Below are 25,958 nucleotides of genomic sequence, written 5' to 3' on the forward strand. Positions count from 1 at the left end.
TCAATTGCCGGTGAACCCCAGCTCATTGGTGTTAGCTGGGGCGGCAAGCGCGTAGCTTGAGGTAACCCAATGATTCGCAATCGAACGGTCGGGTTTTGCGATCGCCTAAAAATCAGGCAACTCTAAATTAGTATTGGCTGACAGGTAATGCTCCAAAATCATTTTGGGGCTGTTGCCGACCAACTTTGCGATCGTTGCCACGTCGAGTCCTTCCCGAACCAGCCGCGTAATAAAGCTGTGGCGCAAATTGTAGCAGGGGAGATACTGCTTAATTTTTTTATTAGCTGCCAACTCTCGACCAATGGGCAGCCAATAGCGATTGGCAAAATTATGTTGATCTATATAAATGCCTTTGGGCGAAGGGAAAATTAGATTGTGAGAGTTAGGAATTTTTGGCAATCCTGACAAGAATTTAGTTAATTGCAAGTTACATGGAAAATCCCGTCTCTCATTGGTTTTAGTTCCTTTGAGTTCGCCCTTGCTGTAGGCTTTATTTACCCGAATCGAAAGTTTGCCAGTTTCTGCCACGGTCAAGTCATCCCAGGTCAAGGCGATCGCTTCTTCCGGTCTGAACCCGGTCAACGCCAAAAACTCGACGTAATTCGCATAAAATGCAGCAGCTTTATCAACTTGGAAAGCTGCCAGAATTTTTTTAATTTCACCAACACTGAAAATCTCTCGCGCTCGATCGCCCTGTTGCTGCTTGGGTAATTGCTTTACTAATTTACTGTAGGGGTTGCCTTTAATTAATTTTGCTTCCACTGCCCAATTGCACGCGGCGTTAATTTCAGCAAGCGCGCGCCTAATTGTTCCGGCTGCGTAGGTTTGCAGCAGCTTGGGCAAAACTAATTCCGATCGGTCGAGCAGCAATTGTTCTGGCGTCAATTTGTCCAAACAGCGATCGACTGTTTTCCAGTTATCTTTTTGTGTCGTTTTGGCCGCCCGCCGCTTCTGGTGAATTTTGTACTTTTCCCAAACCTCCCGCAAGTCTAATCCCTGCTTTGCAGCGGCAATGCGTTCGGCGTGCGCCTGAGAGTAGCGAGCCAAGCTTTCGTCGAACCGACCGAATAAAATATCTGAGTTAATTTCTTGGGCCCGCGCTTCAGAAGCAATTCTTGCTGCGTCGGTGTCGGCCTTCCCGATCGCTAAACAAAATCGCTGACCGAGGGCCCGCCACCTCAACCGGTAATTACCGGAGACTAATTCGATCGAAACATTTCCAAATTTCTTAACAACCAAAGAATTACCCATTTTGCTTAGTCCGTACCCGATTTGTTATAAAACACTTTTTCAAGTGTCCGCAACCCCTTTATTCTCGTGACTTCCTATTTCGGCTAGCAATGGCATTGTAGGGGTCAGCGGTTCGAGCCCGCTATTCTCCATAAATCAAGATTAGCGATACATCACTGCTGTGTCCTAATTTGTACCGAAACATTACCACCGCGTGCTTAAATTCGATCGCGACTTGTACCTAAACAGCATTGGCGTGTCGTTAAATTCGATCGGGCTACACACCGCCAAAACCAATTTTCCCGTAAAATCAAAACAGTCTACCCGCAACCAAAGCGCTACCTGTGGCAAAGTCAACTGAACCCAGCAATCCAGAGAGTCCGAGCCAACTTGCCCGCACGCCTCTGTACGACCTATTATTAGAACTCAAACCCCGAATGGTGCCCTTTTCCGGGTGGGAGATGGCAGTACAGTACGCAGGCATCAGCAGCGAACACCAAGCAGTACGCCAGCAAGCAGGAATGTTCGACATTTCCCACATGGGAAAATTTGGTTTGAGAGGGAAACAAATAATAGAAAAATTTCAACCCTTAGTACCCTCAGACTTGAGCCGCTTGCAACCCGGTCAAGCTCAATATACAGTCTTGCTAAATGCCAAAGGCTGCATCTTAGACGACATTATTTTCTACTGCCAAGAACCCGACGCTATCACTAGCGAAGAACGTGCAGTAATTATTGTCAACGCCGCCACTCGCCTCGCCGACAAAGCATGGATCGCCACTCACTTAGAATTGAGCGAACTCAGTTTTACAGACCTCTCCGAAGATAAAGTTTTAATTGCAATTCAAGGACCGGAAGCTGTTAACTATCTCCAGCCTTTTGTGGAAGACAGCCTCGCACCCATTAAGGCATTCGGTCACTTAGAAACAAATCTGTTGGGACAGCCGAGTTTTATCGCCAGAACTGGTTACACCGGCGAAGATGGGTTTGAAATTATGGTGGATGCCGAAGTAGGAAAAGAACTGTGGCAAAAATTGTTAGCTGCTGGCGTTGTTCCTTGCGGATTGGGTGCCAGAGATACCTTGCGTTTAGAAGCAGCAATGGCTCTTTACGGTCAAGATATCGACGACAATATCACACCTTTAGAGGCGGGATTGGGTTGGGTAGTTCACCTCGACACCAAAGGCGATTTTATTGGTCGCGAGGTTTTGGAACAGCAGAAAGCGAGTGGAGTATCAAAGAGGTTGGTAGGGCTAGAAATGCAGGGGCGGCACATTGCGCGCCACGGCTACCCGGTAATATTTGAAGGCGAAACATTAGGAGAAGTTACTAGCGGTACATTATCCCCTACATTGAATCGGGCAGTAGCCCTCGCGGTTGTTCCGGCAAAATTAGCGAAAATCGGTCAGCAATTAGAAATCGAAATTCGCGGGAAAAACTATCCGGCTAGTGTGGTAAAAAAACCATTTTATCGATCGCCAAACCGCCCCAGTTAAATTAAGTAGGTAAGCCTTAATTCAGGGTCTTTGCTCATAGCAACGGTTCACAATAAAGTATAAGTGTATGTGTTGTTGTGGAACGGGCTTCTAGCCCGTTGCTCATCTTTGTCAAGAAGACTCATCTACAAGCTTAGCAAATTGTCGCAAAGTTTCAGCATAGCGATCGCCCGCCACATCCATCAAATCATTATGACCGGCCCCATCAACCCAAAAATTTAATTTCGGCTGCTTCGCCGCTGCAAACAACTGCTCTCCATGCCAAAAATGAACCACCTCATCAGCCTTACCATGGATCACCAAAACAGGCGATCGCACTTTGCCAATTTTATCAATATTCACAAACTTGTCAAAGGGTAAAATCGGAATCCGCGTCAACACCCGAAAAGCCGAAACAAAGGAACTTTCAACCACCAAACCGCCGACTTTTTGCCGCGACGCCAAATCAATTGCCGGCCCACCCCCCACCGAACGCCCGTAAAGAATAATTTGCTGTGCAGGTACTGCCAACTGTTGCGTTAAATAATTGTAAACAGCATCAATATCACGATAAGTATTATACTCAGAAGAATTTCCCTGACTCGTGCCGTAACCTTGATAATCATAGGCAAACACAGCAAACCCGCTATCTCGAATCTCTCTGAGTAGCCACAAAATCCCGCCCAAGTCTTCCGCATTCCCGTGACTGTAAAGTATAGTATATTTAGCTTGCGGGTTAGGAAAATGAACAGCAGAAATTTTCACGCCATTAGCTGAGCTAACTTTGATAAATTCCCTGCTATCACTCTGGCTAGATGGCGGAGGTTGAAAAATTAGCCGTTCTGAAAAAAAGAAACCGTAAAAACACAGAAATGCGTAAATAAAAATTATAGATCGCATCAGTCGTTTGACAGAAAAGTCTCCGAAAAGCAAGCGTTTAATATTTTTTTTGTTCCAGTTAGCCATCACTAAAGGCTCATAGTTGAATAAGATTTAACTAATACTTTTTTATTGCGAGAAAAGACATGGCACTAACATACCCCGATGACCTGAAATACCTAGACACTCACGAATACATCCGACTCGAAGGCGAAATTGCCACCATCGGCATTAGTGCCTTTGCAGTTGACCAACTCGGCGATATCGTTTTTCTAGATTTACCAGAAGTCGGTGCAGGGTTGGAAAAGGGCGAAGCTTTCGGTACAGTCGAGTCAGTCAAAGCGGTTGAAGACTTGAAAGCACCAGTTACCGGTATCGTCGTAGAACGCAATGATGACATTGTAGAGTCTCCCGAAAATTTGGCCGAAGACCCCTACAGGGACGGGTGGCTGCTGAAAGTGCGCGTTGACAACACCAGCGAAGTCGATGACGCTTTATCCGCCGAGAAGTATCGCCAAATGGTCGAAGGGGAATAGTTTTGAGTTGGGAGTTTTGAGTGGGAATTTGGGCCTAGGGCTCGTTGATTCCTCCACAATCCGCCAGGGGTTGAAACCCACGGGGCTTTTAGCACAAGTCGTCTTTAGACGACTGAAAGACTAACCAGTTGCGCGGGGAGTGGCGATAAGTGCGCCTTAATCTAAAGTCGTCTGAAGACGACTTTAGCTATGAGACAGGGGTTTCACCCCCTGTCGGACTGTCGCACTTTGATAGACGCAGAAAATCTTCCTGGTTTTCTTAGCAAAATGTTACAAACAAAGAAGCAAAAGTCTATTCAGGAGAATCCGCCTTGGTACTCTACAGCCCTCAACTTGAACCCAGTCAGCAGCAAAACCTTTCCTCCATCAATGGTTTTGCGGGCCGGCACATTGGCCCGACACCCAGCGAAATCCAGCAAATGCTCAATGTTTTGGGCATTTCCAGCCTCGATGAGTTGATTGACAAAACGGTTCCAGCGGCGATTCGCATTTCTGCACCCCTACAACTTCCCGCAGCGCAAAGCGAGTACAGCGCTTTGGCAGAATTGAAAGAAATTGCGGCAAAAAATCAGGTATTTCGATCGTACATCGGCACTGGATATCACGACTGCATCACTCCCCCCGTCATCCAGCGGAATATCCTAGAAAATCCCGGCTGGTATACAGCTTACACTCCCTACCAAGCCGAAATTGCTCAAGGGCGATTGGAAGCTTTACTGAACTTCCAAAGCATGATAATTGACCTTACAGGTTTGGAAATTGCCAACGCTTCTTTGCTAGATGAAGGGACAGCGGCGGCGGAAGCGATGGCGGTGAGTTACGGCGCCAGCAAAAAGGGGGCAAAAGCGTTTTTTGTTGCCCAAGATTGCCACCCTCAAACTATTGAAGTTGTGCAAACTCGCGCTAAGCCGCTGGGAATTGAGGTAATTGTCGGGGACCATCAAAGCTTTGAGTTCGATCGTACAATCTTCGGCGCTCTCCTGCAATACCCCGCCACAGACGGCGCAATTTACGACTATACCGATTTTATTCGATCGGCACACGAAGTCGGCGCATTAGTCACAGTAGCCGCCGACATTTTGAGCCTTTGCTTGCTCACACCCCCCGGCGAATTCGGCGCGGATATAGCCGTAGGAAGCACTCAGCGCTTCGGAGTGCCGATGGGATTCGGAGGGCCCCACGCAGCCTATTTCGCCACGCGAGAAGAGTTTAAACGGCAAGTTCCGGGGCGAATTGTCGGCGTTTCTAAAGATGCCAACGGCAAATCTGCTTTGCGCTTGGCTTTGCAAACTCGCGAACAGCACATCCGCCGCGAAAAAGCTACTAGCAATATTTGTACTGCTCAAGTTTTGCTGGCAGTGATGGCGAGTATGTATGCTGTTTATCACGGCCCGTCTGGACTGAAAGACATTGCTGAGAAAGTATGGAGTTTAACGGCACTTTTGGCATCCGGTTTAAGAAGTTTCGGATACAAAATTGGTTCTCAACATTTCTTCGATACTTTGCGGGTAGAATTGGGAGACAAACCGCTGTCAGAACTTCTAGAAGCTGCTAAAATTCGCAAAATTAATCTCCGAGTTTTCGATGATTCGACAGTGGGAATCACTTTAGATGAAACTGTCACCGTTGAAGATGTGCAAGAGTTGTGGAAAATTTTTGCACAGGATAAAGATTATATCAGGGCGGACGGGCAGAATGCTCTCAACATTCCGCTGGATGCAGACGCATTGAGCTTATATCTGACATTACCAGATTTTTGCGATCGCACCAGCAGCTATCTCGCCCACCCAGTTTTCAACAGCTACCATTCAGAAACAGAACTTTTGCGCTATTTGCACCGTTTAGAAGCCAAGGATTTATCGCTAAATACATCGATGATTCCCTTGGGTTCTTGCACCATGAAATTGAATGCAACAGCAGAGATGATGCCGGTGACTTGGGCGGAATTTGGCAAGATACATCCCTTTGCACCCCACGATCAAACTCGCGGGTATCAAATGATGTTCGTGCAACTAGAACAGTGGCTGGCAGAAATCACGGGTTTCGCGGGAATTTCTTTGCAGCCAAACGCCGGTTCCCAAGGCGAATACGCGGGTTTGTTAGTTATTCGTCAATACCACGAACACCGAGGCGAGTCTCACCGAAATATCTGTTTGATTCCCCAGTCAGCCCACGGTACAAATCCGGCTAGCGCGGTGATGGCGGGAATGAAAGTAGTTGCGGTCGAGTGCGATTCCCAGGGTAATATTGATGTTGCAGATTTACATAAAAAAGCCGAAAAGCACAAAAATGAACTGGCGGCTTTGATGGTGACATATCCATCAACTCACGGCGTTTTTGAGGAAGAAATTAAAGAGATTTGCGATATTGTCCACAACTGCGGTGGACAAGTTTATATGGACGGCGCAAATATGAATGCTCAAGTGGGTTTGTGCCGCCCCGGTGATTTTGGTGCTGATGTTTGTCACTTGAATCTGCACAAAACTTTCTGTATTCCCCACGGTGGTGGCGGTCCGGGAATGGGGCCGATTGGGGTAATGTCTCATTTAGTAGAATTTTTGCCCAGTCATTCTATTCTTAACAGTCAACAGTCAACAGTCAACAGTCAACAAATATCAGTTGGTGCTGTTTCCGCCGCGCCTTGGGGAAGTGCTAGCATTTTGCCTATTTCTTGGATGTACATTCGGATGATGGGAGGAGTGGGTTTAACTGAAGCGACAAAAGTAGCAATTCTTAATGCTAATTACATGGCAAAACGCTTAGAATCTTACTATCCGGTTTTGTACAAAGGGAAAGCTGGTTTGGTGGCGCACGAGTGTATTCTAGATTTGCGATCGCTCAAAAAATCTGCGGCTATTGAAGTTGAAGATATTGCTAAACGGTTGATGGATTACGGCTATCACGCGCCGACGGTTTCTTGGCCGGTCGCTGGTACGGTAATGGTGGAACCTACTGAAAGCGAATCGAAGCAGGAATTAGACCGTTTTTGCAATGCGATGATTGCGATTCGATCGGAAATTGCGGAAATTGAAAAAGGCAAGGTTGACGCGCAAAATAATGTGTTAAAAAATGCGCCGCACACCGCCGAATCTCTGATGGTTGATGAGTGGAATCGTCCTTATACTCGCGCGCAAGCGGCTTATCCGGCACCTTGGACTCGCGAACATAAGTTTTGGCCTGCGGTGGGCCGGATAGATAATGCGTTTGGCGATCGCAATTTTGTCTGTTCTTGTTTGCCAATGGAGGCTTACAGTCAAGGTTAAATAAGTCTCTCCGGGTAGGCAAGGGGCACCTTACACGTATACTCTTGTGGGGTGCTTCTAGCCAGCCCAAAAAATAAAATTTAAATGTATAACAGCTTATCAAGCTAGATAAACGCGCCGAAAACAATGTAATACAAGAATCCAAACATTCCCAGGTAAAATAAAAAATGAATAGACGATTTTTGTGGTTGGGTCCTAAAAATAAATCGCGTTGGATTATCCTATTATTGTTAGGTGTTTTGGCTACTTTTGGGGTAGTGGCAACAACAGCTTACATCAAAATGGCGATCGCCCAAACTATCGGTCCGGCTTTATCTATAGACGTTACAGCCGATCGACATTCCATAAGTCCCGATATCTATGGTATGAATGATTATGCGATCGATCCCACACTCGCCAAAGAGTTACGCATTCCGGTAGAACGCTGGGGGGCTAATCACACCAGCCGCTACAACTGGTTAGTCGATTCTTCCAACAGGGGCGATGACTTCTTTTTCGTGGGTGGCGGCGACAATAAAAATCCTGTTCCCGGCGATTCTATAGATAAAATTGTCAAAACCAACGGCCAAAACGGCAGCAAAAGCATCGTTACAATTCCGATGATTGGGTATGTAAATAAATTTAGCACTTGGAACTGTGGCTTTAGAGTATCCAAATACGGCCCGCAAGAAAAAACAAATCCCTACATTTTTCCAGAAGGAGATAAGTGCGGTAACGGTAAGCGTCCCGACGGTACTTTGATAACTGATAATAATCGCCTTGATGTCAGTATTGTTAGCGATGCAGCTTTCCAGAAACCTTGGGTTCAACACTTAATTAAAACCCACGGTACTGCTGCTAACGGGGGTGTGCAAATTTATCAAATGGACAACGAACCAAGCGGCTGGGCAAATACTCACCGCGATGTTCATCCAGAAGCCACAAGTTACGAGGAATTGCGCGATCGCACTTACCAATATGCCTCAATGGTAAAAGCTACAGATCCCACTGCTAAGGTACTTGGGCCGTCGGATTTTGGCTGGCCTGTATATGTGGATTCGGGGGTTAAGGGCGATCGCGAAAAACACGGCGGTGTCTGGTTTGCGCGGTGGTACTTGCAACAAATGCGCGCTTACGAACAGCAAAAAGGTGTTCGGATTCTCGATTATTTCGACGAACACTACTATCCTGCGGCGGACGATACCTGTTTGGCCCTTTGTCCCGCCGGCGATGCCAAAACGCAAGCAGTAAGGTTGCGCTCGACTCGTTCTCTCTGGGATGCTACCTATACTGATGAAAGTTGGATAGGAAAATACAATCCGCCGCTAACAATTATTCCCCGGTTTCGAGAGTGGGTTAAACAGGATTATCCCGGTACAAAAATTGCCATTACTGAATACAATTGGGGCGGTTTGGAGTCGATGAACGGCGCCTTAGCCCAAGCCGACGTACTGGGAATTTTTGGGCGAGAACAACTCGATTTAGCGACGCTGTGGGGGCCTCCGAAGTCTTCTGAGCCGGGGGCCTATGCTTTCCGAATGTACATGAATTACGACGGAAAAGGCGGTAAGTATGGCGATACTTGGGTGCGAGCGGTTAGCACAGATCAAGGACTTTTGTCAATCTACGGAGCCGATCGCAGCAGTGATGGTACTCTGACGCTGGTAATTATTAATAAAACCAACAAAAATTTGACCAGCAACTTGAGTTTGACAGGATTTAAACCGGGGGGAAAAGCTGAATTTTACACTTACAGCGAGGCGAATTTGCAGGCGATCGTCCGTCAGAGCGATTTAGGTGTCAGTGATACTGGATTTCAGGCAACTTACCCCGCTAATTCTATGACTTTGGTGGCTCTTCCCAAGGCTAATTCTTAGCGCGACTTAACTTATCTCAATGCCGGTAGCATCGGAATAGTAAAATCCAGTCAACAGTCAACTATTCCAGATGGCGCAACCAGAATTCATCTGTTTTGATCTGCCCTCATCTGCGGTCAAAAAAAGAGAATTTATGAACCGCAGATGACAATGGATGGACGCTGATTCACGCAGATAAAGAGAAGAGAGATAGGAATAATTCCGATGGTAACAGATTTGATATTAACCCATGGAATTCACCTGCCAGAACCGGAATGATTAAACCGCAGAGGACACTGAGGAAGAGAAGAGAGAGATGAATAATTCTGACATTTTTAATCTGAAATTAGACCTGAAGCGCCCATGCGATCGTCCTCAGCATCCGAGTGTGTTAGTGGACAAATACAACTCTCCTGTCCCAGCCACTGCGATCCTACTTGATGCAGGGCTACCATCACCGGTTGAATTTGGCGACCCTTGGGCGTGAGGGAATATTCTACACGGGGCGGAATCTCGGCATAAACACGGCGATCTACTAACCCTTGAGATTCCAACTCTCGTAGGCGTTGGGTGAGGGTTTTGGTGCTAATGCCAGGAAGTGCCGCGAGTAATTCGTGGGTACGCCGATCGCCTCCAAACAGTTCGCGTAGAACCAAAATTGACCATTTATTGTCCAACAAATCCAGTACAAATTGAATCGGACATTTAATTTCTATGCACTGACTTGCTTCCACAATAAACTCCCTTCACAATGGATATTCCAGGGGTAGATAACTGCGCGATCGCAATCTCAAGCTGGGTTGGACTTCTAAAATGTTTGTAACGTTTTTTGATCTGCAAAACCCGAAAATTAATATTTCTTTAGAAATGGCTCAAGCGTCCTATTTGCTTCAATGCTTTACCTAAAGTAACTATAGGATAGCACTGGTAACTGACTTGTGGGCGATCGCGGATTCAGGAACAATTGGTAGACAGTCATCAATCCTGAATAATCCAGTCTATGGTCAGTTCAACTACTAAATCGGAGTCGGCTGGTCTGTCATCCGGCATTAAAGCACCCGTTCAAGAAACCCTGTTAACACCACGCTTTTACACCACTAATTTTGATGCCGTTGCCGAAATGGATCTGTCCGGGCAACAAGCGGAATTAGAAGCAGTTGTAGCAGAATTGCGCGCGGACTATAACCGCCACCATTTTGTCCGCAATCAGGAGTTTGAGCAATCCTGGGACAACATTGATGGCGAAACGCGAAAGGCATTTATTGACTTTCTAGAGCGCTCCTGTACCTCTGAATTTTCGGGTTTTCTGTTGTTCAAAGAACTTTCCCGCAAACTTAAGAATCGCCAACCGTTGTTATCGGAAGCCTTTAGCTTACTGGCACGGGATGAAGCGCGTCATGCCGGTTTCTTGAACAAGGCGATGGCAGATTTTGGGTTGTCTCTTGATCTGGGCTATTTAACAAAAAATCGTACCTACACATTCTTCCCTCCTGAATGGGTAATTTATACGGTTTATCTGTCGGAAAAAATTGGCTACTGGCGCTATATTTTGGTGTATCGCCATCTCGAACAACATCCCGAACATCAAATTTATCCCCTGTTTCGCTACTTCGAGAATTGGTGTCAAGACGAAAATCGGCATGGGGATTTCTTTAAGGCATTGTTGCGATCGCAACCTCAACTCTGGAATAACTGGAAGGCAAGACTCTGGGCCCGCTTTTTCCTACTGACGGTGTTTGCCACCCACACAATGACGGTGTTGGAACGCTCCACATTTTATGACTCGATCGGGATCGACCCCCAGGAATACAACAAGCAGGTGATTCATCACACCAATGAAACGGCAAAACGGGCGTTTCCCAGTATTTTAGATACCCACCATCCCGAATTCTTTCCCCGTTTGGATCGATGCGCGATCGCCAATCAGAAGCTAGCAGAAATCTCAAGTAACCAGCGCCCTGCTGCCATCAAATTTTGCCAAAAATTACCCTGGATTGCTGCGATCGTCTGGCAGTTGTTGCGCCTTTATTTACTGCCCTCGATTAATGCTGAATCGTCCAGAACCGCTATTAATTAGGAGATATTGCCATGACTAATCTATCCACACGCCTCCGAGAAGGCACGATGCAATCCCACACCACAGCCGAAAATACGGCATTTATGAAATGCTTTATGAAAGGCATTGTGGAACGGGAACCTTTGCGTAAACTATTTGTCGATTTGTACTTTGTTTACAGCACCCTAGAAACGGCTTTGCAGAACCATGTCAACCACCCGATTATCGGGACTCTCTATTTCCCTGAGTTAAATCGCACTGAGAATCTGGCTTGCGATCTAGCTTTTTATTACGGTGCAAATTGGCTGGAGGAAATTACGGCTTCGCCAGCGGGTTGTGTGTATCGCGATCGCATTCAAACCCTCTCAAAAACCGATCCAGTCCTGCTGATTGCCCATGCCTACACCCGCTACATGGGTGATTTATCCGGCGGACAAAGCTTGAAAAACGTAATTCGATTGGCGTTGTCTCTGCCGCCGGATCGAGGAACAAATTTCTATGAATTTTCCCAAATCTCGACACCAGAAGCAAGGCGAGTATTTAAGGAACGCTATCGCCAAACCCTGGATGAGTTTCCGGTGGATGCTGACACGATCGAGCGAATTGTCGCCGAAGCAAATCTGGCATTTACCCTTAACCAGGATGTAATGCACGAACTCGAAGCCGATGTAAAAGCCGCGATTGGAGACCATACCTTTGATTTGCTGACTCGGCAAGATCGCCCCGGCAGCACAGAAGGCCGCAGCCCTGGGGCCAAGCGAGAATCTGTTGCGAAATAAATCGCCCCACGAAAACAAGATCGATCGTATCTCTAAAATATGCCGCGAATCTGAACTTACACAACAACAAAAGGACACATTAGTTAATGAAACAATTATCACAAACGGTTGAATTTGATACTGCATTGTTGAATAAATACAACCAGCCTTTACCCCGCTATACCAGCTATCCACCCGCCACAGAATTAAGCACTGACTTCGATCGCAACGCATTTAAAACCGCGATCGCCGTCGGCAATCACAAACAAACCCCCTTATCGCTTTACTGCCACATCCCCTTTTGTGAAACGCCCTGTTATTTCTGCGGCTGCAATACCATCATTACCCAGCGCAAGGAGGTGGTAGAACCCTATTTAGGCTATCTCGGTCGCCAAATTCGCCAAGTTGCCAGTTTGGTGGATGCCGATCGGCTGGTGCATCAGTTGCACTGGGGCGGTGGCACTCCCAATTATCTTGATCGCAGTCAGGTAGAGTTTCTCTGGAACCAGTTCAATCGATATTTTCGGTTCGATGACGCGGCAGAAATATCGATCGAAGTCAATCCTAGCTATATCGATCGCGAATACATTCTATTTCTTCGACAATTAGGCTTCAATCGGATTAGCTTTGGTATTCAGGATTTTAATCCCACCGTGCAGGAAGCGATCAATCGGGTGCAGCCCGAAGCGATGTTGTTTGATGTGATGGATTGGATTCGGGAAGCAGGGTTTGAAAGTGTCAATGTGGATTTGATTTACGGCTTACCTTTCCAGACACAAGCAACGTTCCAGGAAACGGTACAGAAGACCTTGCAATTAAATCCCGATCGCATTGCCGTCTTTAATTTTGCCTATGTTCCCTGGATCAAGCCTATTCAGAAACGAATGCCGGAATCTACTTTGCCAAATGCTCGCGAAAAGCTGAAGATTCTGCAAAGTACGATCGCCCAACTGACGCAAAATGGCTATGTGTTTATTGGTATGGATCACTTTGCCAAGCCCAATGATGAACTAGCGATCGCGCAACAAGCTGGGCAACTACATCGGAATTTTCAGGGTTATACCACTAAGCCCGAATCCGATCTGTTGGGCTTTGGCATCACTTCCATCAGTATGTTGCAGGATGTATATACCCAAAACCACAAGGGATTAAAAGACTTTTATCGGGCGATCGATGTGAATGAATTACCGATCGAAAAAGGCGTTCGACTCAACCAGGACGATCTGATTCGGCGCACGGTCATCATGGAATTGATGTGTCAATTCCAACTGTCGGTGCAAGATTTGGAAGAAAAATACCATCTCGGATTCGATCTCGATTTCAATGACTATTTCGCTCAGGTTTTGCCCCAACTTGATGCTTTAGAAGCCGATGGGTTAATCAAACGTTGGGGCGATGGCATTGAAGTAACTGCGATCGGACGATTGCTAATTCGCAATGTTGCCTCCGTGTTTGATACCTATCTCATCCCCGAATCCAACAAACGGTTTTCCAAGTCCGTGTGAAGGTTTTTAACACTAATAGAACAAGGAAAAAAACAATGTTTTGCGAACAATGCGAACAAACAGCAAGCGGACAGGGGTTTCATCAGTTTGGCGCTTGTGGGAAAAGTCCCCAGGTGAATGCTATCCAAGATTTGCTGATTTATTATCTGCGCGGGTTGGCTCCGATTGCCCTGAAAGCCAAGGAATTAGGCATTGATACTCATGCAGTGGATGCCTTCACCTGCGAAGCGATTTTTGCCACGATGACGAATGTCAACTTTTCCGAAAAGCGGTTTGTTGACTATCTCCATGAAGCGATCGCCCATCGCGCCAACCTCAAGGCTCAAGTACAGCAAGCAACAGACAATCCACCGACTTGGGCTGCAATTTCCGACTTTGAACCCAACTTTGACGGCAGCCTGGTTGAGCAGGGTGAGCTGATTTCCATCCAGTTCATGAGTCAGTCTGCCTGGAATGTGGATATTTTCTCACTCAAACTCACGGTGCTATATGGGGTTAAGGGTCTTGCTTCGTATGCCTTCCACGCATACGAAGTTGGCCGGGAAGACGAGCGGGTGTATCGTTTCATTTACGAGGCACTGGTCGCCCTCGATAACCAGACCTTGAGCTTGCAGGAGTGGGTGAATCTTGCTCTTGAGGTGGGAGCCATCAATCTGCGATCTATGGAACTGTTGGATGCCGGACATACCGCTACCTACGGGCACCCAATTCCCACGCCTGTTCCCCTCAATCCACGGCAAGGGAAGGCGATTCTGGTTTCAGGACATGACATCAAACAACTCGAAGGCTTACTGAAGCAAACAGCAGACACTGGAATTACTGTTTACACCCACGGCGAACTTCTACCAGCCCACGGCTATCCCAAACTCAAACAGCAGTACCCCCATCTCTACGGTCACTACGGCACTGCTTGGCAGAACCAAACCAAGGATTTTGCCAAGTTCCCCGGTGCGATCGTGATTACGACCAACTGCTTAATGCCAACCCATTCCTATTATGAAGATAAACTCTTTAGCGTTGGCCCAGTCGGCTATCCCGGCCTGATTAACTTGAGTGCGATCGCCGAGAATGGTACACCCGATTTTACTCCCGTTATTGAGAAAGCACTGGCACTTCCCGGCTTTACTGAAGATGCACCCCCCAGGGAAGTCACAGTTGGTTTTGCCCGCAATACAGTCCTAGGGGTGGCAGATAAAATCATTGAGGCTGTGAAACAGCGTAAAATCCGCCATTTCTTCTTGGTGGGGGGCTGTGATGGAGCCAAACCCGATCGCAACTACTACACTGAGTTCGTCGAAAAAGTGCCTGATGATTGTGTCGTGCTCACCCTGGCTTGCGGCAAGTTTCGGTTCTTCGATCGACAAATGGGCGAAATTGACGGTCTGCCCCGCCTGATGGATGTCGGTCAGTGCAACGATGCCTACTCCGCGATTCAGATTGCTGTAGCACTAGCCAATGCCTTTGAGGTAGGTGTCAACGATATACCCCTATCCATGATTCTGTCCTGGTACGAACAGAAGGCAGTAGCCGTCTTGCTAACTCTCTTGCATTTGGGGATTAAAAACATTCGCCTAGGGCCGACATTACCGGCGTTTATTTCCCCGAATGTATTCAAGCTTCTGTCGGAGCAATACAACTTGCAGCCCATTACCACCCCCGATGCCGATCTGGCAGCTTGCTTGAGCCGATCTAGAGTCCTAGTATTCACACCTTTGCCCACCTTTGGGGCTTTGTTTGTGTAGCCGCGATCTTTGCCATTTATATCTCTTCTATAAGTGCAATAGCATCCCTTATGGGGTGCTATTGCACTTATAGAAAACTTGTCGTTCAACCGCTTAGCTCTTAATGGCAGGAGTCACTAGGGCGATCGGTTGAGCTTCTGCTGAAGCTAAATCCAGGGGGAAGTTATGGGCATTGCGCTCGTGCATGACCTCAATCCCTAGATTGGCACGGTTGAGGATATCGGCCCAGGTGGCAATCGGTCGTCCCTGGCTGTCTAGGATGGAATTATTGAAATTGAGTCCATTCAGGTTGAAAGACATGGTGCTAATTCCCAGTGCCGCAAACCAAATTCCGACTACTGGCCAGGCAGCCAGGAAAAAGTGCAAAGAGCGGGAATTATTGAAACTGGCATACTGGAAGATCAGCCGTCCAAAGTAGCCGTGGGCTGCATTAATGTTGTAGGTTTCCTCCTCTTGACCAAATTTATAGCCATAGTTTGGAGACTCTTGTTCTGTCGTTTCGCGCACCAGACTGGAGGTTACTAAAGACCCGTGCATGGCACTAAACAACGCACCGCCAAACACGCCTATTACACCCAACATATGGAAGGGATGCATGAGAATATTGTGCTCGGCAGAGAACACAATCATGAAGTTAAAGGTTCCAGAAATCCCCAGCATTAGACCGTCTGAGAAACTGCCCTGTCCGATCGGGTAGATCAATAACACGGATGTTGCTGCTGCCACAGGAGCAGAGTAGGCAACTGCAATCCAGGGACGCATTCCTAACCGATAGCTCAGTTCCCATTGCCGACCCATGTAGGCATAGATCGCAATCAGAAAATGGAACACGATTAGTTGCCAGGGACCGCCATTATAAAGCCATTCATCCAGGGAAGCGGCTTCCCACATTGGGTAAATGTGCAAGCCAATGGCATTGGAGCTAGGAACCACCGTCGCGGTGATGATGTTGTTACCGTAGAGCAGCGAACCGGATACAGGTTCCCGCAAGCCGTCGATATCCACGGGGGGAGCCGCAATCATGGCGAGGACAAAGACAATGGCTGCGGTTAGTGCTGTCGGAATTAAGAGGACTCCAAACCAGCCAATATAAATTCGATTGTCTGTACTGGCGATCCAGTTGCAGAATCGCTCCCAAACATTAGCGCGATCGTGCTGTTTTAAGATTGCTGTCATGATTTCAAAAAAATTAGGACAAGTGATATTGCAATCTGGCTCAGAAACAAGAATTAAATAACATCGATTTTTGGAAGCTATTTAATTCGCGCTCCTTCAAAAACATTTTTACTTGAATCCTCAATAGTCTACAAGTCAGTTACCGCTGCTGTCTCATAGTTGCTTGGGGTAAAGCATTGGCTCAAATTCTGAAGTTGAGACAATTATAAAAAAATATTACGGTGTTGTTTTTGGCCATCGAAAGAACGCTAGAACATTAGACCGCATCAGCAACTCGCTAGTGCATCCTAATCAGTGTTGAATGGGTTAATAAGTCATTGCAATCGTGCTAGCAAACATTTAACAATTTTTTCAGAATATCTTGAATCTATTAGCCGTTCCCAATCTTTTACTCGCCGTAACTATAGGGGCTTGAACGTAACTATCTTTTCAGCAGAATTGAGATATGTAAGATTGTTGATTATATGGTGGTGGAACAGAGCCTGAGTTAAGCTCATCCCACGCCTGAAGGCTATGACCAGTTTAAGGATCGTGTATTGCTAGACTGGCGAATCTTGCGTGGATATCTCCGTTACCTGCTCAATTATCATCAGCATCCTGACTTGTTTGAACAACGATCGCACATCAGAAAATATTTTTTTCGTATTCACAACCGACCCGATGAACCAACTCAAAAGTAAAAAAAATTCGAGTCTCTCAAGGAGGATACCCATGTTTAATAATGTTGGTACGATCGATCGCCTCATCCGCTTTAGTTTAGCAGGCGTACTACTTTACCTCGGCTTTGGTGTTTATGGAGGTTCGGCATTAGGAATCGGATTAGGAATTATTTCAATTATTCCTGCCCTGACAGCTTTAATTGGAACTTGTCCACTTTATAGTTTGCTACGCATTAATACTAAAAGCCCGCATCCCCAAAAACATTAAGTCTGCACCCGGAGATGAGAAATGGAAGAAAGTATCCCACTCGAAAATCCTTTAATGTCCAGAAGGCAGCTACTCAACTTTCTCACAGGAGCCGCTGTCGCCACCACAGCTACTGCTGCTCTTTATCCTGCCGCCAAATTCTTTGTCCCGCCAGCAGAGGGGAGTGAAGATGGTTCGCTCCTCGCTAAAGATATTCATGGGAATCTGATTCCGGCTAGCCAGATTTTAGCAGCACCCCCTGGAACTCGCGCCTTAGTTGCCGGATTGGCTGGGGAACCTACTTACCTCACCCTCAGAGAAGATGGTACGCTCCATCCTTGGGGGATTGTCGATAACTGCACCCACTTGGGCTGTACTTTCCCTTGGAATCCCAATGACAATCAATTTCAATGTCCCTGTCACGGTTCTCGATATGACCCAGAGGGCACAGTAGTACGCGGTCCAGCACCTCTTCCCCTTAAACTCGTCCGCGTTGCTGTCGCAGAAGAGGCGATTTGGATTTCTCCGTGGAAAGAAACCGATCCCCGCACGGGACAAAAACCCTGGTGGGTTTAGCCGTGAATGATATCGAAACAATTCTGATTGAAACCGACGAACAGACGTGGGTGGCGCTGCGGGTGGCGTTGCGATCGCCACCTGCCGCGCTTTCAGCGATCGCAGCTTGGGATCGAAGTAGCAAGTGAAGCCACAAATGGAACAACAGGCTGAGTCTTGCTGGAATCGATCGATGTTGAGTTTTTCTAAATGTTTATTTCCAGTCTTGCTGGCGATGGATGTACCCATCTGCGTAATTTGTTGTTTTCTGAGGTAATTGATGACCGCTAAACTGTTGCCAACAACTCCGACTCGAACTCCGCTGGATTGGACTGCGGTCTTCTTTTTCACGACTGTTCATGCCCTGGCGCTCTTAGCCCCCTGGTGCTTCTCCTGGTCTGCCCTGGGTATGACCCTCTTTTTGCATTGGTTATTTGGCAGTATTGGCATTTGTTTGGGCTATCACCGCCTATTGAGCCATCGCAGTTTTCAGGTTCCTAAATGGCTGGAATATGCGATCGCCCTGATCGGTGCCACTGCTTTACAAGGAGGACCAATTTTCTGGGTGGCGGGTCATCGGCTACACCACGCCTATACCGAGGATGTGGATAAAGATCCTTACTCAGCCCGTCGGGGGTTCTGGTGGAGCCATATGCTGTGGATTTTCTACCCGCATTCAGAATTCTTCGACTATCAACAGTACCAGCGGTTTGCCCCTGACCTGACACGCGATCGATTTTATTGCTGGCTGAATCGAAACTTTTTGCTGCTGCAAATCCCCTTGGGGCTACTGCTGTATGCACTGGGGGGATGGTCATTTGTCATCTGGGGTATGTTTGTCCGATCTGTTTTGCTCTGGCATAGCACCTGGTTTATTAACTCGGTCACTCACCTGTGGGGATACCGTACCTTTGACACAAACGACAACTCCCGCAATCTTTGGTGGGCGGCCATTCTCACCTATGGCGAAGGTTGGCACAATAACCACCACGCCCATCCTAACGTTGCCAAAGCAGGCTGGCGCTGGTGGGAGTACGATCCGACTTGGTGGGCAATTTGGCTGTTAAAGAAATTGGGTGTCGCCAGAAAAGTGGTGATGCCACCCACCGGCTCAAAGTAGTACAGCTTCATAAAATTGGAGATTGACCTGAAGCCATGTCTACTGTCACTAAACCCTTCACGTCTGTTTACGGCCCAGTGCAATCCTGGCGCTTTGGGCGATCGCTAGGGATCGATCCGATCGGGCCTGATTCTACTTGCTCATTTAACTGTGTGTATTGCCAGTTAGGTGAGATTGAACACCAGAGTAGCAACCGCCAGATTTTTGTCCCGACTCAGAAAATTCAACAGGATCTGCAATCCTTCCCTGTCGGCGAGGTGAACACCATCACCCTCAGCGGTAGCGGTGAGCCAACTCTGGCGCTGAATTTAGGCGAAATTCTGGTTGTGGCGAAGGAGATGACCGGGAAGCCGGTTGGCGTATTGACCAACGGCAGTTTGCTGGGCGATCGCGCGGTGTGTGACGAAGTGGCGATCGCCGATTGGGTAGCTGTCAAAGTTGATGCCATTGCTGCTGACTCATTCCGTCGCATCAATCGCCCCATGCCAACCATCAACCTCCAGGACATTTGGGCCGGTCTCCTCCAATTTCGCCAACTCTATTCAGGACACCTGGCAATTCAGACGATGCTACTAACCGAGTGGAACGAACAGGATCGGGGAGAGTACATCCGGCGGATGCAAGCATTATTGCCGGACGAAATCCAACTCAACACGCCGACGAGACTTTGCCCCCTGACGCATCAGTTAGAAGCACGAGGGAACAATCCGCCCAATGCCTGTTTATATCCGACAAGGCAACTCAAGCAAGTCAAGGCTGAAGTGCTACAGGTTTTTGCCGATCGCATTGAACGTGTCACAGGAATTCCAGCGCGTTACCCATCATTAAAACAAGAAGCAAAGAACCGATGAAACCTCAGAAAACAAACCCATATTTTCAGCTTTTAGAAATTCCCCCTGGCTATCTCAACATCATGGGATATGTAGACGAGTCGGAAGTGAATGGGCCGGGTTGTCGAGCCGTGATCTGGGTGCAAGGATGCCTGCGGGAGTGTCCAGGCTGCTTTAATCCTGCTTCTTGGTTTTTTGAGATTAATCAATTAATTGCGGTTGATGTTCTTGCTCAGCAGATTCTCAGCAATCCTCGCAATCGGGGTGTCACTTTTTCGGGCGGAGAACCTTTTTGGCAAGCTCCTGCTTTGGCAGATTTGGCACGCCAAGTGAAAGCAGCGGGATTAAATGTCATGTCGTTTACTGGCTTCACCTTAGAAAAATTGCGATCGCAACAGAAGCCCGCCGGTGTTGAGGAGTTGCTGGAACAACTCGATATTTTAATCGATGGAGCCTACGTGCAGTCTTTGGCCGTCCACTCACCCGATTCTCTCGTTTCTTCCAGCAACCAGCGCGTACATCTTTTCAATCCTGCGCTTCAGGATCGACTCACTTGGGCGAGCGATCAGATGGAGATTCATATTCTCAAAGATGGCAGTCGGATTTTCACAGGATACCGGGGTCAAATGAATCTGGCTGAGTCGGAGTTATGAACCCGATCGCACTAAGCATTGAGCATCCAACCAACACACTTTTGCATTTGATTGCTCATTGTTTGTCGATCGGCATTATACCTGCGGCCGTGTCCCGGCAACACCCATTCAAACGAGTAATTAGCCAAATTCTGCATAGATTTGATTTGTTCCGGCCAAGAATACCAACAGACTTCGTGAAAGCCAACTAGCTGCTGCAAACTTTCCGACCAAGCAAGATGATCGCCGGTGAACAAAAATTTGTTATTGTAAAGCAAAACTGTGTGACCTTTCGTGTGACCTGGCACAGGTATAATCAACAAATCATCTGCTATTTGATGCGGTTCGCTGCCCGACAATTGAATTTCTACACTGCGAGTACCCGCGTTAATTTCGTCAGCATGGAGAATGCGATCGCACCCAAAATGATCGCGGTATTGTTGATGGTCTGCTACGTCGTCGCGGTGAGTCAAGTACAGATAGCGAATGCCACCCATTGCTTCTATGTTTTTGACTAGCGGCGGCACAAAACGGGGAGAATCAACTAAAACATTGCCCTCTGGACGGACAATTAAATAGCTAGCAGCACCGTAGGATTTCTCTGAATGGTAGCCGCAGTGGTAAACATTTTCTGTTACGAGTGCGGGCAACTGTTGCTGAACTTCTTTGATGTTTTTGGGTTTTTCAACAGTGCCGATCGAACTTGTGGGACAAGACAACAGAGCCGCGAGCGATCGTATTTCTTCAGTTTCATTAGTTGGCTGGTGGTAAACTGCAGACTGTTCTCCCGCTTGAGCAAATACTTCAGGTGCCATCCACCGACAAGTATCACAGTCAATGCAGGTACTGTCTACATAAAAGTTACCGTTAATATTTTCAGTACGCCTCCGATTAATGTTAGCCATTTTTCTACCTCTTAATAACCCATATAAATTATGGTGACAATGAGTACCCCCCCACATCCCGCCGGAGGTTGAAACCGTCTCACAGCACAATCCGGTTAACACTCACCTCTTGCACCATTCTCAAGAACGGTCAAGATGCCCGTTCCACAAGAGATTAATTTTCTTGTGAAACAGGCATCTTGCCTGTCCATAAAAGGATTATTGACAATGGTGCAATATCTAAGTTTCAATCAACAATTCTACCGCTCCTGGTCCGCTGGAAAAGCACCGGCTTTCACTGCCACAGTGACAGGTTGTCCGCCGCGGCTCAATTCAAGCTGCAGATCGCTGCCCACGGTACTTTTCTCAACAATTTGCTGTACGCTGCCAGCATCGCTGACTTCTTTACCGTTGATTTTCTTGATGACATCGGCAAGGCGAACTCCAGCTTGTGCTGCCGGAGAATCTTTCGCAACTCCCAAAACTAACACGCCTTTATCTTCAGTCAGCCTCAATTTGGTGTTGGGATTTTGATTAAATTCTCTCTTGATTTCGGGAGTAATGCTCAACATCCGAACGCCGAGATAAGGATGTTCGGCTTTTCCGGTTGTTACTAATTGGTCGGCAATTTGTTGTGCTCGATCGATCGGAATCGCAAAACCCAATCCTTGAGCGCCTTGAATAATCGCCGTATTCATGCCGATAACTTGACCGCGCTGGTTCAGCAGCGGGCCACCGGAATTGCCGGGATTAATCGCAGCATCGGTTTGAATAAAGCTGACGCGCTTGTCGGGAACACCGACATCGGCGCTAGAACGGCCTGTAGCGCTAATAATGCCCACAGTCACAGTATTGTCCAAACCGAGGGGATTGCCGATCGCGATCGCCCATTCTCCCGGCTGTAACTCTTCAGATTTGCCCAAATTCACCACAGGCAAATTGTTAGCTTCTATTTTAACAACAGCCACATCAGTAACTGTATCTACGCCTAAAACTTTGCCGACAAATTCGCGGCCATCCTTCAGTTTTACCGTCACCGTATCCGCCCCGTTAACGACGTGAGCGTTAGTCAAAATGCGGCCGTCGGAACCAAAAACAAAACCCGAACCCGAACCCCTTTCTACCCGATTTCCCGGTTGAATGGGAGATTCCGAGCCGAAGAAGCGGCGGAATTGCTCGGGTATCTCATCTGGAACTTGGTTCGTCACCGTGCGAGACGAATTGATCCGCACTACTGCCGGGCCGACTTCCTGCACAACTTTAGTGACAAAATTAGAGTCTTGAGAGGGCAGTATATTCGCGGGCAATGCTGAGATTGGCGCTGTAGTTGAAGGTTCAGCTTGAATGGCGTTAGAACTTCCAGGAACTTGAGAAGTTAGGGCGTTGCAGCCAACAGTTGCAGTGGAGCCGAGTAAAAGGAGAGATAAAAAAGCAATTTTTTTCGGCAAAGTAAAAGTGCGAGAACGCTGAGATGCAGGCATATTTTGAGTTGACATAGTGTTGATTTGGTGGGAGTTAGAGCGAGAGTTATAATTATGGTTTTGCATTTTTAGCACCTACTGTAATTAAGTTAGAAGTAAAGGCTCTTTAATTTTAATTCAAGCATTTGTGATGTCTGGTTGACTGGTGGGGTTTACCCTACAAGCTGGGGTAGAAACCGGACAGTCGCAGGCAACTTGTTTGTGAAATCGAGCTTTTGAGTGCCATCGAACTGGGTCTGCACTGGCGAATTGGTGTCTGAGTGCGATAATACAAACTACGCTAGCCGGCTCGCATATTCCGTATTTCCCGCAAATTTTTCACAGGATTGATATCCGAAGTCAACAACAATCTTGCTTGCACTCAAAAAAACCCGGTTTCTACGCAAAATCTTCGTTGTCAGCGATCGACGTTAACCTAGAAACGGGGTTTTTGACCCCGCCTGCATCTAGAAAGGCTAGCAGCTAAAGCACCGCAAAGCCTCACCCTAAAGCAGGAAGTAAAAAAACTCTAAAGCCTCAAGCTAAAGTACCAACTACACCTAAGTCAAAATAGCCTGCAAAAACTCTCTTCTAATCTAAAATTTGAACCTAGGGAGGAATTTTATGGCTCCATATGTTCAATGGAACTAACCGAATCGATTTCCCTCGACTTGTTCCTCGAACTCTCCAAAACATCAACAGTATTCTTAATAAAACCAGCCATCGGCACAGCCACTAACAAACCTGCGACTCCCGCCACCTTAACCCCCACCAGCAGCGCCACTAAAATCCACACAGGATTGAGGCCGATAAAACCGCCTAATAACCGAGGAGCAACCCCGCTTTCAATTATTTGCTCAATTACTGTAGCGACAGCTAAAACTGTAACGCCGAGCCAAAAATTGTTTAATGTGATCAGCAAACTGACAATGCAAATACTGAAAGGTGCCCCGAAGGGAATCATAGTCATTACACCCACACCCAAACCGAACAGAAGTCCGAAGGGAACTCGCAAAATTAAAAAAGCAACAGTGATAGACAGTCCCATCAAACCTGCCAAAGTTGCTTGCCCGACGAAGTAGTTGTGGAAGCTTCGCGCCAGCAACACTCGCAATTGAAGGCTTAGCTTGGAAGGAAACCATTTAAACAATCCTTCCCATACGCGATCGCCGTGCAAGAGCAAGTAGAATGTTACGACTATTGTGAGGAGGAAATTCAACAGACTGTCGGCAGCACCTAAGCCAAATTTGAGAATTTCGCCAGTGAGAGACTGCAATTGAGATGAAAGTCGATCGCTCAATTGGGTAGTCAAACCGCTGACATCAATGCGGAGATTGCGATTTTCCGCCCACTTGTTGAACGCTTCAATCTGTTCTGTGCCAGAAACTATCCAAGTCGGCAGTCGGGTGGCAAGTTCAGTAATTTGGTTTAGCAGAATCGGGGCTAGAGTCAGACCTAAAACCACCAATAGCAGTAAAGTCAAAAACAATACCGACAAAACTGCTCGATCGCGCTTCAAGCCGTATCTGTGCAGAAAGCGCACTGGATAATCTAGCAAAAAAGACAGCACTGTAGCCACGACCAAAACTGTAATCAGGGCGCGAAAATATTCAAAGACTAAGAGGGCTAACCAGCAGTTGAGTACCGCTAGGGGAAATACCAGTCCGTAAGTCCACCACTGCGGCAGTTGAGTGAAACGTCTCATCTAAGTTAACCGAGTTAAATTTTGAGATGCAAGATGTGAGATTGACACTGCTATTCGCCCTTCTCCGTTAACCATTTTATGTTGCATTTATTTATACCCGACCGCTGAAAATTCCCAGTTGCTCGACCCGCAGCGGAAATGGGGTTGCTGGCAGGCAGTGCCTGCCACAACCATGTTATATCGTTTCCGCTGGTATGGATATATCACCTGCGAAAAAAATATTTTTTGCTGTTGGCAAGGCAGCAGTTTGCAGCGGGTAATTCAACCTTTTTCCCCGTGCCGTTCGAGAGCTAATTGAATTAAACGGTCTACTAATTCCGGGAAAGAAATGCCGTCCGCTGCCCACATTTGCGGATACATACTGGTAGCTGTAAAGCCGGGAAAAGTGTTGATTTCATTAATCAAAACTTCTCCGGTTGATTCAATGTAGAAAAAGTCGACTCGCGCTAAACCTGCCGCGTCTATAGCCAAAAATGCTTTTACTGCCATTTCTTGGATTTGCGAGACGATCGCAGCGCTGACTTTTGCGGGGATTGAGCAGTCGGCTTGTCCCTGGGTATATTTAGTTTCGTAGTCGTAGAAATCGCTTTGAAAACTAATTTCTCCCACCGTTGAAGCTTGGGGGTTGTCGTTACCCAAAACAGCACATTCTAATTCTCTAGCAACCACACCCGCTTCGACAATTATCCGCCTATCGTAGCTGGCGGCGCTGTCGAGTGCTGCTTCTAATTCAGCGCGCGATCGAGCTTTAGAAATTCCCACAGATGAACCCAAATTAGCTGGTTTGACAAAGCAAGGATAGCCCAAATCAGCTTCAATTTTGTCGCACAGTTTGGGGAAAACGCAAGGATTAGACCAGATTTCGGAACGGTTGACAGCGATGTATTTTACCTGCGGTAAACCAGCGTGAGCAAAAGCCATTTTCATCGCAATTTTATCCATTCCCAGGGCCGAACCTAAAACCCCGGAACCGACAAAAGGAACTTGCATTAATTTCAGCAACCCTTGCACCGTACCGTCTTCGCCGTTCGGGCCGTGCAAAACAGGGAACCAAACATCTACGGCATTAAAACTGGGAAATTGGGGAGATAGGGAAGACAAAGAAGAGTTTTGTTGTCCTGTTTCTCCTCCTTCTTCTCCTTGTCCCTCTATTTCTAGGGGTTTTCCTGCTACTAATACTTGTTGAGGTAAAGTTCCTGATAACCAGCGGCCGTCTTTTTGGATGTAAAAGGGCAGAACTTCGTATTTAGAGGCATTTTCGTCAGCAGCGAGGGCGCGGGCGATCGCCCGCGCTGAACTAATTGAGACTTCGTGTTCGCCCGATCGCCCCCCGAACAATAGCCCGATCCGCATCTTTGTCATTTTTCAATACTCCCGGTACTTTTTGACAAATATACACGCAGTTAGCGCA

Annotated in this window: 22 protein-coding genes; 14 read left to right on the forward strand and 8 right to left on the reverse strand. The window is 47.2% G+C overall.

What is annotated here, in order from left to right:
• Positions 1-105: 105 nt before the first annotated feature.
• Positions 106-1,251 (reverse strand): tyrosine-type recombinase/integrase, encoded by a 1,146-nt coding sequence (locus tag QUA23_RS23030; protein ID WP_333072869.1) that lies wholly within the window; start codon positions 1,249-1,251, stop codon positions 106-108.
• Between the two features lie 323 nt (positions 1,252-1,574).
• Between QUA23_RS23030 and gcvT the strand changes: the two genes are divergently transcribed.
• Positions 1,575-2,726 carry a glycine cleavage system aminomethyltransferase GcvT gene (gene gcvT, locus QUA23_RS23035; RefSeq protein ID WP_333072868.1) on the forward strand — a complete coding sequence of 384 codons (1,152 nt, stop codon included), beginning with the start codon at positions 1,575-1,577 and terminating at the stop codon, positions 2,724-2,726.
• 111 nt (positions 2,727-2,837) lie between these two features.
• Here the strand turns inward: gcvT and QUA23_RS23040 are convergent, their stop codons facing one another.
• A complete protein-coding gene (locus tag QUA23_RS23040) occupies positions 2,838-3,671 on the reverse strand; it encodes an alpha/beta hydrolase (RefSeq protein WP_333072867.1) in 834 nt (277 codons plus the stop codon).
• Positions 3,672-3,730: 59 nt separating this feature from the next.
• Here QUA23_RS23040 and gcvH point away from each other — a divergent pair, with 59 nt between their 5' ends.
• The 3 genes from gcvH to QUA23_RS23055 all read left to right on the forward strand — a co-directional run bounded on the left by gcvH (position 3,731) and on the right by QUA23_RS23055 (position 9,239).
• Positions 3,731-4,120 (forward strand): glycine cleavage system protein GcvH, encoded by a 390-nt coding sequence (gene gcvH / locus QUA23_RS23045; protein ID WP_333067642.1) that lies wholly within the window; start codon positions 3,731-3,733, stop codon positions 4,118-4,120.
• A gap of 311 nt (positions 4,121-4,431) precedes the next feature.
• The gene (gene gcvP, locus QUA23_RS23050) at positions 4,432-7,383 is read left to right on the forward strand and encodes an aminomethyl-transferring glycine dehydrogenase (RefSeq protein WP_333072866.1); all 2,952 of its coding nucleotides are present in this window, start codon (positions 4,432-4,434) and stop codon (positions 7,381-7,383) included.
• A gap of 167 nt (positions 7,384-7,550) precedes the next feature.
• The gene (locus tag QUA23_RS23055) at positions 7,551-9,239 is read left to right on the forward strand and encodes a glycoside hydrolase family 44 protein (RefSeq protein ID WP_333072865.1); all 1,689 of its coding nucleotides are present in this window, start codon (positions 7,551-7,553) and stop codon (positions 9,237-9,239) included.
• A 314-nt stretch (positions 9,240-9,553) separates the two neighbouring features.
• Here the strand turns inward: QUA23_RS23055 and QUA23_RS23060 are convergent, their stop codons facing one another.
• Positions 9,554-9,955: a helix-turn-helix domain-containing protein gene (locus QUA23_RS23060; protein ID WP_333072873.1), complete on the reverse strand. Its 402-nt coding sequence runs from the start codon at positions 9,953-9,955 to the stop codon at positions 9,554-9,556.
• Positions 9,956-10,218: 263 nt separating this feature from the next.
• On the opposite strand from QUA23_RS23060, the gene acsF reads away from it, so the two are divergent.
• From acsF to hcp, 4 genes are all read left to right on the forward strand, one after another.
• Entirely contained in the window at positions 10,219-11,295 is a 1,077-nt protein-coding gene (acsF, locus tag QUA23_RS23065) for a magnesium-protoporphyrin IX monomethyl ester (oxidative) cyclase (RefSeq protein WP_333072864.1), read from the forward strand.
• Positions 11,296-11,306: 11 nt separating this feature from the next.
• Positions 11,307-12,053, forward strand: a complete 747-nt coding sequence (locus QUA23_RS23070; RefSeq protein WP_333072863.1) for a heme oxygenase (biliverdin-producing) — start codon at positions 11,307-11,309, stop codon at positions 12,051-12,053.
• 86 nt (positions 12,054-12,139) lie between these two features.
• Positions 12,140-13,537 carry an oxygen-independent coproporphyrinogen III oxidase gene (gene hemN / locus QUA23_RS23075; RefSeq protein ID WP_333072862.1) on the forward strand — a complete coding sequence of 466 codons (1,398 nt, stop codon included), beginning with the start codon at positions 12,140-12,142 and terminating at the stop codon, positions 13,535-13,537.
• A gap of 35 nt (positions 13,538-13,572) precedes the next feature.
• Positions 13,573-15,279 (forward strand): hydroxylamine reductase, encoded by a 1,707-nt coding sequence (gene hcp / locus QUA23_RS23080; RefSeq protein ID WP_333072861.1) that lies wholly within the window; start codon positions 13,573-13,575, stop codon positions 15,277-15,279.
• A gap of 93 nt (positions 15,280-15,372) precedes the next feature.
• On the opposite strand, the gene psbA is transcribed toward hcp, so the two are convergent.
• The gene (psbA, locus tag QUA23_RS23085; RefSeq protein WP_333072860.1) at positions 15,373-16,455 is read right to left on the reverse strand and encodes a photosystem II q(b) protein; all 1,083 of its coding nucleotides are present in this window, start codon (positions 16,453-16,455) and stop codon (positions 15,373-15,375) included.
• A 711-nt stretch (positions 16,456-17,166) separates the two neighbouring features.
• Between psbA and QUA23_RS23090 the strand changes: the two genes are divergently transcribed.
• The 6 genes from QUA23_RS23090 to QUA23_RS23115 all read left to right on the forward strand — a co-directional run bounded on the left by QUA23_RS23090 (position 17,167) and on the right by QUA23_RS23115 (position 20,519).
• Positions 17,167-17,382 (forward strand): DUF2892 domain-containing protein, encoded by a 216-nt coding sequence (locus QUA23_RS23090; protein ID WP_333072859.1) that lies wholly within the window; start codon positions 17,167-17,169, stop codon positions 17,380-17,382.
• A 21-nt stretch (positions 17,383-17,403) separates the two neighbouring features.
• Positions 17,404-17,937: a cytochrome b6-f complex iron-sulfur subunit gene (gene petC, locus QUA23_RS23095; RefSeq protein ID WP_333072858.1), complete on the forward strand. Its 534-nt coding sequence runs from the start codon at positions 17,404-17,406 to the stop codon at positions 17,935-17,937.
• A 2-nt stretch (positions 17,938-17,939) separates the two neighbouring features.
• Positions 17,940-18,065: a hypothetical protein gene (locus QUA23_RS23100; protein WP_333072857.1), complete on the forward strand. Its 126-nt coding sequence runs from the start codon at positions 17,940-17,942 to the stop codon at positions 18,063-18,065.
• 131 nt (positions 18,066-18,196) lie between these two features.
• The gene (locus QUA23_RS23105; protein ID WP_333072856.1) at positions 18,197-19,036 is read left to right on the forward strand and encodes a fatty acid desaturase; all 840 of its coding nucleotides are present in this window, start codon (positions 18,197-18,199) and stop codon (positions 19,034-19,036) included.
• A 35-nt stretch (positions 19,037-19,071) separates the two neighbouring features.
• On the forward strand, positions 19,072-19,887 hold the full coding sequence (locus QUA23_RS23110; RefSeq protein ID WP_333072854.1) for a radical SAM protein: 816 nt from the start codon (positions 19,072-19,074) through the stop codon (positions 19,885-19,887).
• The gene (locus tag QUA23_RS23115) at positions 19,884-20,519 is read left to right on the forward strand and encodes a 4Fe-4S single cluster domain-containing protein (protein ID WP_333072853.1); all 636 of its coding nucleotides are present in this window, start codon (positions 19,884-19,886) and stop codon (positions 20,517-20,519) included. The genes QUA23_RS23110 and QUA23_RS23115 overlap by 4 nt, the downstream gene beginning before the upstream one ends.
• Before the next feature lie 11 nt (positions 20,520-20,530).
• Here the strand turns inward: QUA23_RS23115 and QUA23_RS23120 are convergent, their stop codons facing one another.
• The 4 genes from QUA23_RS23120 to QUA23_RS23135 form a co-directional block, all read right to left on the reverse strand.
• Positions 20,531-21,403, reverse strand: coding sequence for an MBL fold metallo-hydrolase (locus QUA23_RS23120; RefSeq protein ID WP_333072852.1), 873 nt, complete (start codon positions 21,401-21,403; stop codon positions 20,531-20,533).
• A 239-nt stretch (positions 21,404-21,642) separates the two neighbouring features.
• Positions 21,643-22,929, reverse strand: a complete 1,287-nt coding sequence (locus QUA23_RS23125; RefSeq protein ID WP_333110533.1) for an HhoA/HhoB/HtrA family serine endopeptidase — start codon at positions 22,927-22,929, stop codon at positions 21,643-21,645.
• A gap of 535 nt (positions 22,930-23,464) precedes the next feature.
• Complete coding sequence (locus QUA23_RS23130) at positions 23,465-24,547, reverse strand: AI-2E family transporter (protein ID WP_333072850.1); 1,083 nt, start codon at positions 24,545-24,547, stop codon at positions 23,465-23,467.
• 261 nt (positions 24,548-24,808) lie between these two features.
• Positions 24,809-25,909: a D-alanine--D-alanine ligase family protein gene (locus tag QUA23_RS23135; RefSeq protein ID WP_333072849.1), complete on the reverse strand. Its 1,101-nt coding sequence runs from the start codon at positions 25,907-25,909 to the stop codon at positions 24,809-24,811.
• Positions 25,910-25,958: the final 49 nt, after the last annotated feature.

The organism is Microcoleus sp. Pol1C5 (assembly GCF_036701115.1).
Lineage (GTDB): Bacteria > Cyanobacteriota > Cyanobacteriia > Cyanobacteriales > Microcoleaceae > Microcoleus.

Excerpts from the sequence above, each read along its gene's own strand:
- QUA23_RS23030 (WP_333072869.1), bottom strand. The coding sequence starts at position 1,251 with ATGGGTAATTCTTTGGTTGTTAAGAAATTTGGAAATGTTTCGATCGAA.
- QUA23_RS23040 (WP_333072867.1), bottom strand. The coding sequence starts at position 3,671 with ATGGCTAACTGGAACAAAAAAAATATTAAACGCTTGCTTTTCGGAGAC.
- gcvH (WP_333067642.1), top strand. The coding sequence starts at position 3,731 with ATGGCACTAACATACCCCGATGACCTGAAATACCTAGACACTCACGAA.
- QUA23_RS23055 (WP_333072865.1), top strand. The coding sequence starts at position 7,551 with ATGAATAGACGATTTTTGTGGTTGGGTCCTAAAAATAAATCGCGTTGG.
- acsF (WP_333072864.1), top strand. The coding sequence starts at position 10,219 with ATGGTCAGTTCAACTACTAAATCGGAGTCGGCTGGTCTGTCATCCGGC.
- QUA23_RS23070 (WP_333072863.1), top strand. The coding sequence starts at position 11,307 with ATGACTAATCTATCCACACGCCTCCGAGAAGGCACGATGCAATCCCAC.
- hemN (WP_333072862.1), top strand. The coding sequence starts at position 12,140 with ATGAAACAATTATCACAAACGGTTGAATTTGATACTGCATTGTTGAAT.
- hcp (WP_333072861.1), top strand. The coding sequence starts at position 13,573 with ATGTTTTGCGAACAATGCGAACAAACAGCAAGCGGACAGGGGTTTCAT.
- psbA (WP_333072860.1), bottom strand. The coding sequence starts at position 16,455 with ATGACAGCAATCTTAAAACAGCACGATCGCGCTAATGTTTGGGAGCGA.
- QUA23_RS23090 (WP_333072859.1), top strand. The coding sequence starts at position 17,167 with ATGTTTAATAATGTTGGTACGATCGATCGCCTCATCCGCTTTAGTTTA.
- petC (WP_333072858.1), top strand. The coding sequence starts at position 17,404 with ATGGAAGAAAGTATCCCACTCGAAAATCCTTTAATGTCCAGAAGGCAG.
- QUA23_RS23105 (WP_333072856.1), top strand. The coding sequence starts at position 18,197 with ATGACCGCTAAACTGTTGCCAACAACTCCGACTCGAACTCCGCTGGAT.
- QUA23_RS23110 (WP_333072854.1), top strand. The coding sequence starts at position 19,072 with ATGTCTACTGTCACTAAACCCTTCACGTCTGTTTACGGCCCAGTGCAA.
- QUA23_RS23115 (WP_333072853.1), top strand. The coding sequence starts at position 19,884 with ATGAAACCTCAGAAAACAAACCCATATTTTCAGCTTTTAGAAATTCCC.
- QUA23_RS23120 (WP_333072852.1), bottom strand. The coding sequence starts at position 21,403 with ATGGCTAACATTAATCGGAGGCGTACTGAAAATATTAACGGTAACTTT.
- QUA23_RS23125 (WP_333110533.1), bottom strand. The coding sequence starts at position 22,929 with ATGCAAAACCATAATTATAACTCTCGCTCTAACTCCCACCAAATCAAC.
- QUA23_RS23130 (WP_333072850.1), bottom strand. The coding sequence starts at position 24,547 with ATGAGACGTTTCACTCAACTGCCGCAGTGGTGGACTTACGGACTGGTA.
- QUA23_RS23135 (WP_333072849.1), bottom strand. The coding sequence starts at position 25,909 with ATGACAAAGATGCGGATCGGGCTATTGTTCGGGGGGCGATCGGGCGAA.